The organism is Glycomyces sp. NPDC046736, from assembly GCF_040645615.1.
GTDB lineage: Bacteria > Actinomycetota > Actinomycetes > Mycobacteriales > Micromonosporaceae > Glycomyces.
This window is the reverse complement of the sequence record NZ_JBEYYO010000024.1, coordinates 1-12,972: the sequence shown is the minus strand read 5'-3', so window position 1 is coordinate 12,972 and position 12,972 is coordinate 1. Positions and strand designations below refer to the sequence as shown.

14 protein-coding genes and 1 pseudogene are annotated in these 12,972 nt (G+C 69.2%); 10 read left to right on the top strand and 5 right to left on the bottom strand.

The window, feature by feature from the left end; translation table 11 throughout:
* Nucleotides 1-188 precede the first annotated feature (188 nt).
* Nucleotides 189-1,484 carry a prenyltransferase/squalene oxidase repeat-containing protein gene (locus AB0B28_RS20360; protein WP_360123704.1) on the top strand — a complete coding sequence of 432 codons (1,296 nt, stop codon included), beginning with the start codon at nt 189-191 and terminating at the stop codon, nt 1,482-1,484.
* A gap of 103 nt (nt 1,485-1,587) precedes the next feature.
* On the opposite strand, the gene AB0B28_RS20355 is transcribed toward AB0B28_RS20360, so the two are convergent.
* Nucleotides 1,588-1,983: a hypothetical protein gene (locus AB0B28_RS20355; RefSeq protein ID WP_360123701.1), complete on the bottom strand. Its 396-nt coding sequence runs from the start codon at nt 1,981-1,983 to the stop codon at nt 1,588-1,590.
* The gene (locus AB0B28_RS20350; RefSeq protein WP_360123698.1) at nt 1,962-2,477 is read right to left on the bottom strand and encodes a hypothetical protein; all 516 of its coding nucleotides are present in this window, start codon (nt 2,475-2,477) and stop codon (nt 1,962-1,964) included. The genes AB0B28_RS20355 and AB0B28_RS20350 overlap by 22 nt, the downstream gene beginning before the upstream one ends.
* A 105-nt stretch (nt 2,478-2,582) precedes the next feature.
* On the opposite strand from AB0B28_RS20350, the gene AB0B28_RS20345 reads away from it, so the two are divergent.
* A complete protein-coding gene (locus tag AB0B28_RS20345) occupies nt 2,583-3,089 on the top strand; it encodes a DUF664 domain-containing protein (RefSeq protein WP_360123695.1) in 507 nt (168 codons plus the stop codon).
* A 36-nt stretch (nt 3,090-3,125) separates the two neighbouring features.
* Here the strand turns inward: AB0B28_RS20345 and AB0B28_RS20340 are convergent, their stop codons facing one another.
* Nucleotides 3,126-4,484 carry a cellulase family glycosylhydrolase gene (locus tag AB0B28_RS20340; RefSeq protein WP_360123692.1) on the bottom strand — a complete coding sequence of 453 codons (1,359 nt, stop codon included), beginning with the start codon at nt 4,482-4,484 and terminating at the stop codon, nt 3,126-3,128.
* Nucleotides 4,485-4,656: 172 nt separating this feature from the next.
* Between AB0B28_RS20340 and AB0B28_RS20335 the strand changes: the two genes are divergently transcribed.
* The 6 genes from AB0B28_RS20335 to AB0B28_RS20310 all read left to right on the top strand — a co-directional run bounded on the left by AB0B28_RS20335 (nt 4,657) and on the right by AB0B28_RS20310 (nt 8,432).
* On the top strand, nt 4,657-5,031 hold the full coding sequence (locus AB0B28_RS20335) for a helix-turn-helix transcriptional regulator (RefSeq protein WP_360123689.1): 375 nt from the start codon (nt 4,657-4,659) through the stop codon (nt 5,029-5,031).
* A 37-nt stretch (nt 5,032-5,068) separates the two neighbouring features.
* The gene (locus AB0B28_RS20330; RefSeq protein WP_360123686.1) at nt 5,069-5,335 is read left to right on the top strand and encodes a hypothetical protein; all 267 of its coding nucleotides are present in this window, start codon (nt 5,069-5,071) and stop codon (nt 5,333-5,335) included.
* A 117-nt stretch (nt 5,336-5,452) separates the two neighbouring features.
* Nucleotides 5,453-6,169 (top strand): ABC transporter ATP-binding protein, encoded by a 717-nt coding sequence (locus tag AB0B28_RS20325; RefSeq protein ID WP_360123683.1) that lies wholly within the window; start codon nt 5,453-5,455, stop codon nt 6,167-6,169.
* A 2-nt stretch (nt 6,170-6,171) separates the two neighbouring features.
* Nucleotides 6,172-7,686, top strand: a complete 1,515-nt coding sequence (locus AB0B28_RS20320; RefSeq protein WP_360123680.1) for a hypothetical protein — start codon at nt 6,172-6,174, stop codon at nt 7,684-7,686.
* Nucleotides 7,586-7,930, top strand: coding sequence for a hypothetical protein (locus tag AB0B28_RS20315; protein WP_360123677.1), 345 nt, complete (start codon nt 7,586-7,588; stop codon nt 7,928-7,930). Before AB0B28_RS20320 ends, AB0B28_RS20315 begins: the two co-directional genes overlap by 101 nt.
* Nucleotides 7,902-8,432, top strand: coding sequence for a hypothetical protein (locus AB0B28_RS20310; protein ID WP_360123675.1), 531 nt, complete (start codon nt 7,902-7,904; stop codon nt 8,430-8,432). The genes AB0B28_RS20315 and AB0B28_RS20310 overlap by 29 nt, the downstream gene beginning before the upstream one ends.
* Here AB0B28_RS20310 and AB0B28_RS20305 read toward each other — a convergent pair.
* A complete protein-coding gene (locus AB0B28_RS20305; RefSeq protein ID WP_360123672.1) occupies nt 8,389-8,814 on the bottom strand; it encodes a methyltransferase domain-containing protein in 426 nt (141 codons plus the stop codon). The two genes, AB0B28_RS20310 and AB0B28_RS20305, sit on opposite strands and share 44 nt — an antisense overlap.
* A 48-nt stretch (nt 8,815-8,862) precedes the next feature.
* Nucleotides 8,863-9,123: a LuxR C-terminal-related transcriptional regulator gene (locus AB0B28_RS20300; RefSeq protein WP_360123669.1), complete on the bottom strand. Its 261-nt coding sequence runs from the start codon at nt 9,121-9,123 to the stop codon at nt 8,863-8,865.
* A 256-nt stretch (nt 9,124-9,379) separates the two neighbouring features.
* Here AB0B28_RS20300 and AB0B28_RS20295 point away from each other — a divergent pair.
* Both AB0B28_RS20295 and AB0B28_RS20290 read left to right on the top strand, forming a co-directional pair.
* Nucleotides 9,380-9,640: pseudogene (locus tag AB0B28_RS20295) on the top strand (winged helix-turn-helix domain-containing protein); the annotation flags it as partial.
* A gap of 18 nt (nt 9,641-9,658) precedes the next feature.
* The gene (locus AB0B28_RS20290; protein WP_360123836.1) at nt 9,659-12,661 is read left to right on the top strand and encodes a BTAD domain-containing putative transcriptional regulator; all 3,003 of its coding nucleotides are present in this window, start codon (nt 9,659-9,661) and stop codon (nt 12,659-12,661) included.
* Nucleotides 12,662-12,972 lie beyond the last annotated feature (311 nt).

The window sequence follows — 12,972 nt, the reverse complement described above, 5'->3', positions numbered from 1 at the left end:
GGTGATCGCAGACGGTCATCCATCGAAATTGACCGATCCATATATGGACATCATCCCTGCTCTAAGCCATTATTGAGGAATGTGAGCATGTAGTGCAGCGTGGCACTGAGCGATCCAGAGCGACGGCAGGACTGCGCCCCTCTCACCCGGTTTTCCACGGCGCTTCCTCCTGCGGATGGAGGTGCCCGATGCGGCGAAGACGATGGCCCACCGAGGTCGAAGTCAACGAGTCCTTGGCACTGGCCGCCGCATGGCTCAAGCGGCACCAACTCCCCGGGCCTCCGACCTGGCCGGTGTCGGCAGGCGGCGACGAACCCTCCCTGTGGGGCGGCACCGTCGACGCCGTCTGCGCGATCGCGGCGCTCCGCCGCTGCGACCGGGACCTCGCCGAGCCCTTCGACGAGCTCGACCTCGGCGCGGTGCGCCGCTGGGCGGCCGGCCAGCAGCTCAAGGACGGCTCGTTCAACGCGGGCGAGTTCGGCTACGCCGGAGCCGAACCCACCGCCTGGGCGCTCATCGCGCTGCACGCGATCTCCCCGAACTCCATCGAACGCGACGTCAAGAACGGCCTGGCCTACCTCGAATCATGCATCGATACGCGCGACGGATCGGTCGCCTCGACTCCCGGCGGCGAGCTCCCCCGCACCATGCCCTCGGCGCTGACGCTGTGGGCCTTCGCCCTGTGGCGGCACCGAGACGACCTCCGGTCCCAGATCGTCTCCTATCTCCAACGCTGCCAGGACAACGCCAGCGCCGGTTGGGGCGTCACCAGCTCGGCGCGCCCCAATCCCGCGACGACGGCGCAGGTACTCGTCGCGTTCCAGGCCGCCCGTGTTCCCGTCGAGGAATTCGCGCTCGCGGTGGCGTACTTGGTCGAACAGCAGCGCGAGAACGGCCGATGGCCCAACAGCCTGGACGAATGGCATACGCAGCGCAGCCGGAACACCTTGCAGTTGACCAACAAGGTGGTCAACAACGGCACGGCCTGGAGCCTGCTCGCGCTGGCGCAGCTGCGCGACCACCGTTCGCGCACGGCGTGCCTTCGCGCGGTCAACTACTTGATCGGCGATCAGTGGACCACGGGCCCTGATCTGGTGCGCGGTTCATGGGCGCTGTCCTACGACGGCGCGCACCGGCACGTATGGCTGACCGGGCAAATCGTCGTCGCCATCGCCGCGTGGCGGAGTGCGCTGCCCCGGCAGGGCGTCCAACGGGAGGGCATGCGGCTTCGGAACGCGCTGCTGACGGTCGTGGACGTCATCGTCGCGCGAGCGTCGCTGATCTCGATGCTCGGCGTGCTCGGCGCGGTGGTGGCGCTGACCATCGACTCAACCGATTCGGGCCTGCGCGATCGCCTCGTGGGCGACGGCGTGACGTTCCGACAGAGCCTCTTGACCTCGGGATTGGCAACGGCGATGATCGGCGCGATCTCCTGGGTCTACCGGGGAGTCCGCAACTGGCAGTCGCGCCGACGCCGGGAGTGATCATGGAGCAGCTCAGGTATTTCCTGGTGGTGAGCACCGAGACGACTCGGGAGCGGCCGAACGCGGTCCTGCGCCGGCTCAACGGCCGGTCGGCCCGAGCCTGTCAGTTGACTTCGAGGCTGAAGTTGAAGCTTGGGTTTTGGAAGGCTTCGCCTTCGGGCCGCAGTGGGGGGCGGGGGTGGCGGAATGTGGGTAGCTCGGCCACGGTGCCTGACGCCGCTGCGGTGAGGTCGGTCAGTTCGTATTCGTAAGTGCGGCCGTCGAAGTCCTGGACGACTTCGGCCAGGACTTCCACGAGTGCGGTCTCGCCGGCGGCTGCGGTGAAGCCGGCCTCGGCGGTCTTCGTGGGGATGTCGGCGGGGTCGGGGCGGCGCGGGCCGTTCGAGTGCAGCGGGACCTCGACGCGGAGCGTGTGCGCGCCGGGTTCGAGCTCGACGTGAATTCGCGCCCAGCGGGCTTCGATCGGTTCGCCGTCGATCAGCACTCTCGGAGCGGGCATCCACGGGCGCTCGACCGCCCCGGTCGCCGAGGCACGAGGCGTTCCAGGCCGATCACGACCGCGCACGCGACGGCGAAGGAGGCGATGAGGTACAGCGCCATCGGAAGGCCGGCGTGCGGAGCCGGGGCGATGGTGGCCACCAGCAAGGCGGCCCAGGTCAGGACGATGACGCCCGGGCGGTTGTAGGCGAACTTGAACGTGTCCTGGTCGTCTGCCGGTATCGCTCTGGGACCTGGAGGACCGAAGAACCACCGGCTTCCAGGCCGCGACCGCGGCCGTCGTCGGCGCAGCGGATTGCAGACGTCGTTGTAGAAGTCGAGTTCAACTGCCGGAGCACCATCAGCGAGATCGGCTCCGTCGACCATCCACCAGCCGCGGGCGCCGCCGCCCTGCACCTCGATGAGATGCGGTTCCCGAGTGAGAACTGATCGTTGATGCGCCCGCACCCGCCATCCTGGTGCGATGTTCTTCGGGTCGGTGGTCGGGTGCTTCACGAGGGGGCGTCCATGATCTCCTCTTGGCCTGCGTTCGGTGCTTTCGCACTAGTCTTCAAGGTTGTGGGTCCGCCGTCAACTTCGGCGGCCGGGGAAGGGGTGTTCGTGGAGGTCAGTGACGTTTTTCTGGACGCGTATGGGCGGGTTCGGGAGGAGGTTCATGCTGTGCTCGATGGGATTTCGCAGGTCGTGTTGGATGTGCGGCCGGGGCCGGCGGCGAATTCGATCGGGTGGTTGGTGTGGCACATCGCGCGGGTGCAGGACGATCATGTGGCGGGGGTCGCCGGGCGTGAGCAGGTGTGGATCGCGGACGGGTGGCAGGAGCGGTTCGGGCTTGCGTTGGAGCCCAATGACATCGGCTATGGGCACACGCCGGAGCAGGTCGAGCTCGTGCGTGGGATCGCGCCTTCGGATCTGCGGGACTACTACGACGCGGTGCACGCCGTGACCGTGGAGTACCTCGGCGGGCTGACCGCCGCCGATCTCGACCGCGTCGTGGACACCAACTGGGATCCGCATGTGACCCTTGGGGTTCGGCTGGTGAGCGTCGTGGACGACAACCAGCAGCACTCCGGCCAGGCCGCTTACGTGCGCGGACTGCTCGAAGCGTGAGAACGGCCCGGGCTGGAAAGCCCGGGCCGTTCAGGTTCAGTCGAGGTTGGCCACCACGAACGGCGCGTGCCCGCGGAGGTACGCGTCCCAACCCCCCGTGACCGGAGCGCCCGGTGCGAGGAGGTTGGTGGTGTCGTTGCCGACGTCGAGTTTCCAAGCGGTCCAAGAGATCTGGTTCGCGTTCATCCAGTCCATCCAGCGCTGCGCCTCGTCGAGGCAGACCACGCCGTCGAGGCCGCCGTCGGCATGGCTCGCGCCCCACTCGGTCACGAACAGCGCGAGCCCGGCGTTGCGAGCCGTGTCGGCCTTCGCCCGCAGCGCGTCGCCGTGGGTGCACGAGTAGAAGTGCAGCGTGTACATGAGGTTCGTGCCCGCGACGGGGTCGCCGGCGGCCACGTCGACGTCCTGTGACCAGGTCGGCGAGCCGAGGATGACGATGTTGTCCGGGTCCTCCGCACGGATCGCGGCGGTCACCGATTCGAGGTACGGCTTGACCTCGCCGCTCCAGGAGACCTGGAGGGGCTCGTTGAAAGGCTCCCATAGGACGTTCGGCAGGTGGCCGTACCGGGCCGCGAGGTCGGAGAAGAACCCGACCGCGGCGGCCTCGTCGTGCTGCGCCTCGTGCGCGTGATAGTCCACAATGACGTATACGCCGGTGGCCACGGCGTTCTCGATGACCTTCTCCACCTCGGCCTTCCAGGTCCCCGGATCGTCGAGGTAGGCGCCCTCGGGCTCGACGCCCATCGCGACGCGGAAGACCTCCAGGTTCCATGAGTCGCGCATCCATTGCAGCGCTTCGCGGTTCTGCGCGTACGGCTGGGTCTGCCAGTGCAGCCACATGCTGGAGATCCCTTGGAGCTGAACGGTGTCGCCGTGCTCGTCGCACATGTACTGGCCGCAGACGTGGAGCTGGCCGTGCCGCTCGACGGGCGTGCCGGTCGGCGGGTCCGTGGGTTCCTCGGGTTCGGTGGTCTGCTCGCCGCCGCCTTCGCCGCAGGCCACGCCGTTGACCGTGGCGCCCGTGATCGCGCCCGCGGCGCCGTCGGCGGTGAGGCCGAAGACCTCGCGGGTCTCGCCGGAGCTGATGGAGCCATTCCAGCCCGCGTCGGTGGCGGCGAAACGGGTGCCGTCGAGTGCATGGGAGCCGACGTTCCAGGCGCTGATGCCGGAGACGGCGCCGGTGAAGTCCCATTCGACGGTCCAGCCGTCGATCGGCTGGTCGGCGGTGATGCTGACGTTGGCCTGGAAACCGGAGCCCCAATCGTTGACCACGGTGTAGTCGACCTCGCAGCCTTCGGCCGCGCTGGCGCCCTGGGCTGCGACGATGGTGAGTGCGCTGGCGGTCAGCGCCGCGACGGTCGCGCCGATGATCGCGGTGCGTCTTCGGATTGACATGGTTCGCCTTTCGTTCGCGAGAGGCCCCCTCTCGCGCGGAAGCGCTCCCAATTACATCGGAGTCTGTCAATATCAGGACGTGAAGTCAAGCCCCGGGACGCGAGCGATGAGCCGATCGGTTCAGGTTGCGACGCGGGTCTTGTGCGGAGTTCGCGCGCACTGCAATGGTGGGATGATCCGGCCGTCCGCCAGTGGCAGCGCCGGGATGCGGTCATCGACCCGGTTTCAGATGGGGGCCAACACGTTGGAACACCTTGATGAGGGCTGTGGGGCACCGGCGTGGGTCCACGCCGCCGATTTGTCCTGTTTGACTTTCCGTGAATGCGAGATCATGCTCGCGCTCGGCGACTGCCTCTCCAACGCGGAGATCGCGTCGTCATTGTTCATCACCGATCGGACGGTGCGCAAGCACATCGCGAGCGTCTTCGTGAAGCTGCGCATCTCGTCGCGTTCCGAAGCGGCCGTGATCGCTTCGCACCGCAGGCGCGAGCTCGATCCGAAGAGTGGCGTTTCCGACACTTTCGAAGTCCTTTCGCAGCAGCGATGATTTAAAGCGAGTTCGACAACTCGGAAGGAGGAAGAAAATGTCTATCTCAACTATGGCGATCGCTCCGATCGTCAAGGCTCAGGTCGGTGCCGCTCAGGCCGTCGAGACCGTGAAGGAGAAGCTCGACAGCGCTCTCGTCCGGTACGACGCCTGGTACGTGGTGCTGCTCGCCGTGATCCTCGCCCTCGGCGTGACGATCCTCGCCGGTCTCTCGATCTGGTGTGTCGTCTACAAGGGCAAGCGATTCACGGGCAGCTGGAACTGGAGCTGGTCGGGAGTCTCGATCAACGTCCAGTGCGTCTAGCCGAGTTCTCGGCAATAGCTTCAGCCCCTTGAAGCAGCGACTGTTCACGGTGGCCCGATCGCATTCCCCGGGCCACCGTGAATCGTCGCAAGGGAATGCGACACGAAAGAGGGCACCATGGCAATATTGGAGATCGAGCAGCTTTCCTATTCGTATGACAGCGTGGTCCGCGCCGTCTCGGAAGTCTCTTTCGAAGTCGAGGAAGGCAGCATCGTCGGCCTCATCGGACCGAACGGGTCGGGGAAGTCGACGCTCATCAAGAACGTGTTCGACCTGCTCCGGCTCCAGGCCGGGCGGGTGCGCATCGGCGGGCACCGCCACGACCACCCGCGCGCGCGGGCCCAGGGCATGTACCTCTCCAGCAACGACTACCTGCCGGAGTTCCTCACCGCGCGCGAGTACGTGTCGATGACCGCCTCGCTCTACGGCGTCGACGTCGACCACGCCGAGGCCCAGGACCTGTTCCGCCGCTTCGCGATGGCCGAGCGCTACGACCACCTCATCGAGGACTACTCGCACGGGATGCGCAAGAAGACCCAACTCGTCTCGGCGCTGGTCATGCGGCGTCCGCTGACGGTGATCGACGAGACGCTCAACGGGATCGACCTGGAGGCGCTGCGCCTGGCCGAGGCCGAGTTCGCGCGTGTGCGCGAGGACGGGCGGGCGCTCCTGCTGTGCACGCACGACTTCGCGGTCCTGGAACGCCTGGCCGACCGGATCGTGCTGCTCGACTATGGACAGGTCATCTACGACTCCCCCACAGGCGATCTGGTCGACGAGCACGGCTCGCTCGCCGAGCTCGTGTTCGACTACCTCGAATCGGGCGAGCGGTAGCCATGCGCCTGCGACAGTCGCTCGTCCTCGCCCGGATGCTGCTGGTGTTCTTCCGCCGCAGGGTCCTCGCGGTCGGCGCCCTCAAATCCACCCCGGTGCGCGTCTTCGCCCTCGCGGCCACCGTGCTCTTCGTCGGCGTCCTCACCGTGGCCGCCTATTTCTTCCTGGAAGAGCTCACCGAGCAGCGCGAGGTGTGGGGCCTCTTGTTCGACACCACCACGGTCTCGGTGCTGCTTTGGGTCCAGATCGCGTTCCTGACGGTGAAAGTGCTGTTCGTGAATGCCGACGGGATGCTGCAACTGACCTTCCAGCTGCCGGTGACCAACCGGGAGCGGTCGCTGGCGTTCCTGCTCTACGAGGCCGCGATGACCGCCGTGGTCACCTGCGCGGGCGTGTTCGCTCTGGTGGCCAACGCGATCGTGATCCTCGGGCCCGCCGCGCTCGGCCCCGTGGCGGTCTCGGTGGTGCTGCCGGCGGTCCTGGGATACCTGGCGCTGTCGGTCGTGCATCAGTTGCTCACTCGCATGTGGACAATGTTCCGACTGGAGCGGGTCTCCGGGATCCTCAACATCCTGGTCCTGTTCGTGGTCGTCGCGTTGTACGCCAACTCCTCCAGTTCGATGATCGGCGACATCACCGACGCCTACCTGGACGAGCGGTCCTCCCGGCAGTGGGCCACGGCCCTCGCCGACGCCGCCGAGGAATTCGGGACCGGGCCGGCGATCCTCGGCGCGCTCGCCCTCGCGGCGGGCCTCGCGGCGCTCGCCGTGGCGCTGTCGCCCAACCGGCACGTGCGGCAGTCGCGGTACCTGAACGCGCGCCTCGGACGGCTGGGCCGGAGGTTCCTGACGGCCTACGACTGGGCGCTGCTTCGCAGTTCGCACACCGCGACGGCCGCACTGCTCTCGATAGCGCTGTTCGCCTACCTCATGCTCAGCGGCAGTGCGAATCCATTGTGGGCGACTTCGATCCTCACCGTGGGCGGCCTGTACCACTTCACCGCGACCGGGGTGCTGCGCGCGCTGCCTGGGGCGCGGGTCCCGGCCTGGCGCGTGTTCGCGCGTCTCCTACGGGCCCAATGCGTCCTGATCCTCGCGTTCACCGCCCCGTTCACGCTCGTCACCGCGATCGCCGACCCCGGCGCGGCCGCCGAGGTGTGGCAGACGCTCGCGGCCGCGTTCGCCGCCGCCGTCATGACCACCGGCATCGGAGTGATCTTCCCGGCCGAAAAGGACAATCCACTGTCGGTGTTCCTGGGCCTGTCGGCCGTGGCCGTGGTGGCCGGGCTGGTCGTGGTCGGGCTCGGCGTCCTCAACCTCTCCCCCTGGACGCTCGCGGCGGTGTTCGCCGCCGCCACCGGGCTGTTCGCCGCTTACGCAATCCAAGGCATCCACCTCGACGAATCAAGGAGGCGCAATGAGAAAGGCGCTGCTGGTCATCAACTCCGTAGCCGGAGCGGGACTCCTCACGCTCATCATCACGGTCTTCGCCATGCTGGTGCTGATGTTCACCGGTGACAACAGCGGGGACGTCCATCGCACGGGCCTGTTCGGGGCGTTGGAGTTCGACGCCGTCGAGCGACCCGACGGGGTCGTCGACATCACTGCTGGCCTTGGCAATCCGGTCCCGATCTACATCATCTTCGCGATCCTGGTGCTCCAGCTCGCGCTCGTCCAGATCATGTTCCGCCGCCTCAAGCAGCGGCGCGAATACCTGCTCCAGCGGATCGCCGATGGCGCGGACGACTTACCCGCGAAGTGAACTGCGGGCCCTGCGGGTCGCCTGGACGGTGGCCGCGAGCGTCTGGCCGCTCACGGCCTTCCTCGCGGCCCTGACCCTCGCCGCGCTGGCCTGGTGGGCGGGCACCGGCGACTGGGGCCTGGTGCTCTTGTCGCTGCTGTTCGCCAAGGCGGGCCTGCTCGGCCTGGTCGCCTCGTTCGCCCTGCACGAGGCAGCCCACGCCGCAGTCCTCAAGCGGCTCAACGGGATCACGAGCGTGACGGTCGAACGGACCGCACTGCGGGTCTCGCTGCGTCCTGAAGGGATGATCACGCGGGGCCAGAACGCGCTCGTCGCACTGGCCGGTCCGGTCTCCTGCGGACTGGTCGGCGCCGCGCTGTGGTTCGCGGGCGACGCCCTCGCGTGGTGGTACCTGCTGCACCTGGCGTTCCTGCTCCCGGTCTTCGGCGACGGCCGATCCCTTTGGCGCAGTGTGCATTTCAAGACAGGTCGAGCTCCCGCAGCGGGTTCCCGCCGTCGATGAGGAGCCGCCCGCCCGGGGTGAGCGCGGCGGCGATCCGGCGGATCGCGATCGCCCCGGCCTCCGGGTGGCGGCCGTCCAGCGCGCCGACGCGGACGGCGAAAGCGAGGTCGAAGGGCGCTTCCGAAGGCAGGAGCGCGAACTCCTCGGCGGCGACCTGGCGGGCGCTCAAACGCCCCGCCGCGATCGCGTCCGCCGCATTGGTGCGGATCTGGGCGATCCCCTTGGCGGAGCGGTCGATCACGAGGATGTGGCCGTCGCCGATCCGCTCGGCGACGGCCTTGGCCGCGGCTCCTGGCGCGCCGCCGATCTCCAGCACCCGCAGGCCCGGCCGCAGCGGCAATGCGTCGACGATCGCGGCAAGCCGCGGGGAGAGTCCGCTCATCCTCGAATCATCGCTCACCCCTGCGACACTCGGCGCGGTTTCGCCGCTTCAGAACCGGAACGGGGCCCCGAAGTGCTCCTCGATGAGGAAGCCCGCGCGGTACGCGAGCGCGCCGAGGCCTTCGGGGGACGAGGCGCCGAGGGTGCGCGTCATGTCGCGGATGTCGCGGTTGACCGTGCTGCGCGAGAGGTAGAGGTCCTTCGCGATGACCTCGCGGGTCTTGCCGCGCACCAGGTGGATGAGGATCAGGCGCTGGCGGGCGGTGACGTGGACTGCGGGTTCGAGATCCGGAAGACGACTGCCGGGCATAGAAAGTGCTCCTTGCTACACAGCCCGACCCGATGCCGCGGCGCCGGTGCGGGGAGGCTGCTCCGGCGCCGCGGCGGGAGACCGACGGGCCGTCCGGAACCGTGGACGGCGCGTCTGCGAGCCGGGGGCTTCTCGTGCCTCAATGATGCCGAGTGCCGCTTACAGCTCTCTTACACGAGACCTACACCGTTGAGCGCCTTCGTACTATCCTGTCCGGGACACGCCCCCATTGCGAGGCCGGTGAATCGTGCAGACAATGTCAGACGCGCTTCAATTCAAAGTCCTCGGTCCCTTGTCGGTCACTCTCGACGGTGCGCCGCTGCTCGTTCGCGCGCCGTTGCAGCGGCGGCTGCTCGCGGCGCTGCTGGCGGGATCGGGCCAGGTGATGACGGTCGAGGCGCTCACTCAGGCGATCTGGAGTGAAGCCCCGCCCGATAATGCACGAAATGCCCTGCTGGTCTATTTGCACCGATTGCGGCGCGCACTCCGGGACGATCAGCGAATCGTCCGAGAATCGGCCGGTTACCGACTATTGGTGACCGCTGAGGATTGCGACGCGGCGGCATTCGAGGAATTGTCGGCGGCCGCGAGAGACGCATGGGGAAAGGGGCGACTGGAGGAGTCGGCTGCGCGTTATGCGAGGGCGCTGGGGCTGTGGCGCGGGGAGCCGTACGCCGACGTGCCCTCGTTCGGGGCGATCGCCGACGAGGCGCTTCGATTGAGCGCCAGGCGGATCGACGTGCACCGCGAGTCGCTGGAGCTCAGGCTGGACCTGGGACTGCACGCCGACCTGATCGGCGAGTTCGAGGACCTCGCCAAAGAGCACCCGTTCCACGAGCGGCTGACGGCGCTGCGGGCCGTGGCGCTGTACCGGTCCGGGCGCCAGGCCGAGGCGCTTCAGGTGTTCCGCGAGAGCCGCAAGGCGCTGCGCGAGGAGATGGGCCTGGACCCGGGGCCGCTGCTGCAACGCGTCCATGACGCGATCCTGCACCGCGACGAGCGGCTCGACACCGTCTCGACCGACAGCATCGAAGGTGCGTGGGCTCCGGCGGCCGGGCCCAGGATCGAGGCGCGCCCGCCGGTGGCCGTGACGCCTCGCGAGCTGCCCGCCGACGTGGCCGGGTTCACCGGGCGCGTGAGCGAGCTGCGGGAGCTGGAGGCCGCGCGGCTCGGCGACGAGGCGGAGGGGATTCCGCCCTCGCCGATCGTGGTGATCTCGGGGATGGCGGGCGTGGGCAAGACCGCGTCGGCCATCCATTGGGGACGTGAGATCGCGGCCGATTACCCTGGCGGGCAGTTGTTCTTGGATCTGCGCGGCTACTCCGGGACGCCGACGCTGCGGCCGATCGAGGCGCTCGCGGCGATGCTGCGGTCGCTCGGCCTGGCCGACGACCAGGTCCCGGCCGACACTGACCAGGCCGCCGCGCGGCTGCGCACCGAGACCGCCGGGCGCCGGATGCTCGTGCTGCTCGACAACGCGCGGTCGGCCGAGCAGGTCGCGCCGCTGCTGCCCGGTGGGCCGGGGTCGCTGGTGATCGTGACGAGCCGCAACCGGCTCGGGGACCTGCTCGCACGGCACGGCGGCGTCCACCTCGCGCTCGCGCCGCTGGCCACCGAGGAGGCGATCTCGCTGCTCAAGTCGCTACTGCGGCTGCCGCGTTCTGCCGGGAGCGCCGAGATCGACCAGCTCGCGCGGCGGTGCGGGTGCCTGCCGCTCGCGCTGCGGATCGCGGCGGCGAACCTCGCGCACCGGCCTGACGGCGTGAGCGAGTACGCCGACCGTCTCGCCACCGGCGATGCGTTGGCGGCCTTGCAGATCGGCGACAGCCCGGAGGCGGCGGTGCGGGCCACGTTCGAGCGTTCCTATGCGGCGCAACCGAAGGAGGCGCGGCGCATGTTCCGGATGCTCGGGCTCGCGCCGGTCGGATCGCTCTCCGTAGACGCGCTGGGCGCAGTGGCGGGCGCGGAGGCCGCGGCCGCCGAGCGGGCGGCGGCGCAGCTGGTGGACGCGAACATGGCGAACCGGGACGCCCTCGGGCGGCTCACGCTGCACGACCTGGTGCGCGACTACGCGAACGGCCTGGTCGACCCGGGCGATCCGCCGCGCGAGGAGGTCCTGGAGCGGTTGTACGCGTGGTACCTCGACACGGCCGACGCGGCCAGCGCGAGCCGCTACCCGGCGTACGCGAGGTTCGTGCAGCCGACCGAAGCGGCGCGGTTCGCGACCCCGGAGGCGGCCGTGCGGTGGCTCGAAGACGAACGCGTGCAACTGATCGGGATCGCGCGTCATGCCGCCGAGCACGGGCGGGGTGCGGTGGCGTGGCGGCTCGCGGACGCGCTCCGGGCGCACGCGTGGGCCACTATGGACAGTGTGGATTTCCTGGCGCTGGCGAACGCGGCCCTGGACGGTGCGCGTCAGGAGGGCAGCGTTCCCGGGGAGGCGGTGGCCGAGCTGTGCGTCTCGACGGCGCATTTGAAGGCGCGCGATTTCAGGACGGTGGTGGGTCACGCGGAACGGGCCGTGGAGTTGTCGCAGCGCATCGGGTGGGTGTCGGGGCAGGCGTCGGCGTATCACAACATGACGTTGGCGTGCTGGCTGATCGGGCGGCTCCAGGACGCGGTGGCGCATGGGGAGGCGGCGCTGAAGATCAATCGGGAGCATGGGCGGCTGCGCGGGCAGGGCGTGAATCTCGGGGCGCTCGCGGCGGTGCACGGGAGTCTGGGCGAGCTGCGGCGGAAGGTGCGGTTGTGCCACGAGGGGCTGCGGATCGCGGATCGGATCGGGGATCAGCGGTTGCGGGAGTCGCATCTGTGCAGTCTGCTGGCGGCGGAGATCGAGCTGGGCGAGACGCAGTCGGCGGAGAAGCGCATGGACGAGGTGATGCGCATCGAGGCCGCGGCCGGGCACGGTGAGCTCACGCCGCTCGCGGCGGGGAGTCTCGCGGAACTCTATGCGGGGCTTGGGAAGCACGAGGACGCGCTGCCGTACGCGGCGGCGGTGGTGCGCGCGGGGGTCACCGGCGGCGACCGGCGGCATGAGACGGATGGGCTCGTGTCGGTGGCGTTCTCGCTGAACCATTTGGGCCGCCACGAGGACGCGGCCGAGGCTGCGGGCCGGGCTTTGCGGGCGGTGAGCGGGGATCTCACGGGAACGGAGATCAATGCGCTGATCGAACGCGCGGTGGCCCGGATCGGGCTCGGAGAATTCGAAGGGGCCCGCGAGGACGCGGGGTCGGCGCTGGCGTCGGCGCACAGGTGCGGGTACCGGACGCGGGAGGGCTTGGCGCTCAACGCGGACGGCGAGGCCGCGCTGCGACTGGGCGACTTCGAGACCGCGCGGGACCGGGCGGAGCGAGCAGCCGACCTGCTGCGACCGGCGGGCCACCGGACCGGCGAGTCGTGGGCGCTGTGGATCCTGGCGTCGGTGGCGAGGACCGAGGGCGACCAGGAGGCGGCCCGGAGGTACCAGGCGCGAGTCGAACAGGCCTACAAGCGAATGGGCACCCCGATGCCGACGCGGTTCGATTTCGGCCCGTGAACAGTGGCGAGCCCCGACCCCCGCGCTCGGGCGTGTCGCGACTCAGACGCCCCCGGTTGCAACTATCGCCTGCGGGTACGACACACGCGGTGCGCCGCCGACCCCCGCGGCCGGGCGTGTCGAAACTCGACTGCCCCCGAATCAATGATCGCGCGAAGGTACGACATCGCCACAAAGCGAGCGACACTCGCACGCAAGAGCGAGGACGGCGGCGGTCGGCGGTCGGCGGTCGGCGGTCGGCGGTCGGCGGTCGGCGGTCGGCGGTCGGCGGTCGGCGGTCGGCGGTCGGCGGTCGGCGGTCGGCGGTCGGC

Coding starts and splice junctions, on each gene's coding strand:
- AB0B28_RS20360 (WP_360123704.1), top strand. CDS start 189: ATGCGGCGAAGACGATGGCCCACCGAGGTCGAAGTCAACGAGTCCTTG.
- AB0B28_RS20355 (WP_360123701.1), bottom strand. CDS start 1,983: ATGCCCGCTCCGAGAGTGCTGATCGACGGCGAACCGATCGAAGCCCGC.
- AB0B28_RS20340 (WP_360123692.1), bottom strand. CDS start 4,484: ATGTCAATCCGAAGACGCACCGCGATCATCGGCGCGACCGTCGCGGCG.
- AB0B28_RS20335 (WP_360123689.1), top strand. CDS start 4,657: ATGATCCGGCCGTCCGCCAGTGGCAGCGCCGGGATGCGGTCATCGACC.
- AB0B28_RS20330 (WP_360123686.1), top strand. CDS start 5,069: ATGTCTATCTCAACTATGGCGATCGCTCCGATCGTCAAGGCTCAGGTC.
- AB0B28_RS20325 (WP_360123683.1), top strand. CDS start 5,453: ATGGCAATATTGGAGATCGAGCAGCTTTCCTATTCGTATGACAGCGTG.
- AB0B28_RS20320 (WP_360123680.1), top strand. CDS start 6,172: ATGCGCCTGCGACAGTCGCTCGTCCTCGCCCGGATGCTGCTGGTGTTC.
- AB0B28_RS20315 (WP_360123677.1), top strand. CDS start 7,586: ATGAGAAAGGCGCTGCTGGTCATCAACTCCGTAGCCGGAGCGGGACTC.
- AB0B28_RS20310 (WP_360123675.1), top strand. CDS start 7,902: ATGGCGCGGACGACTTACCCGCGAAGTGAACTGCGGGCCCTGCGGGTC.
- AB0B28_RS20305 (WP_360123672.1), bottom strand. CDS start 8,814: ATGAGCGGACTCTCCCCGCGGCTTGCCGCGATCGTCGACGCATTGCCG.
- AB0B28_RS20300 (WP_360123669.1), bottom strand. CDS start 9,123: ATGCCCGGCAGTCGTCTTCCGGATCTCGAACCCGCAGTCCACGTCACC.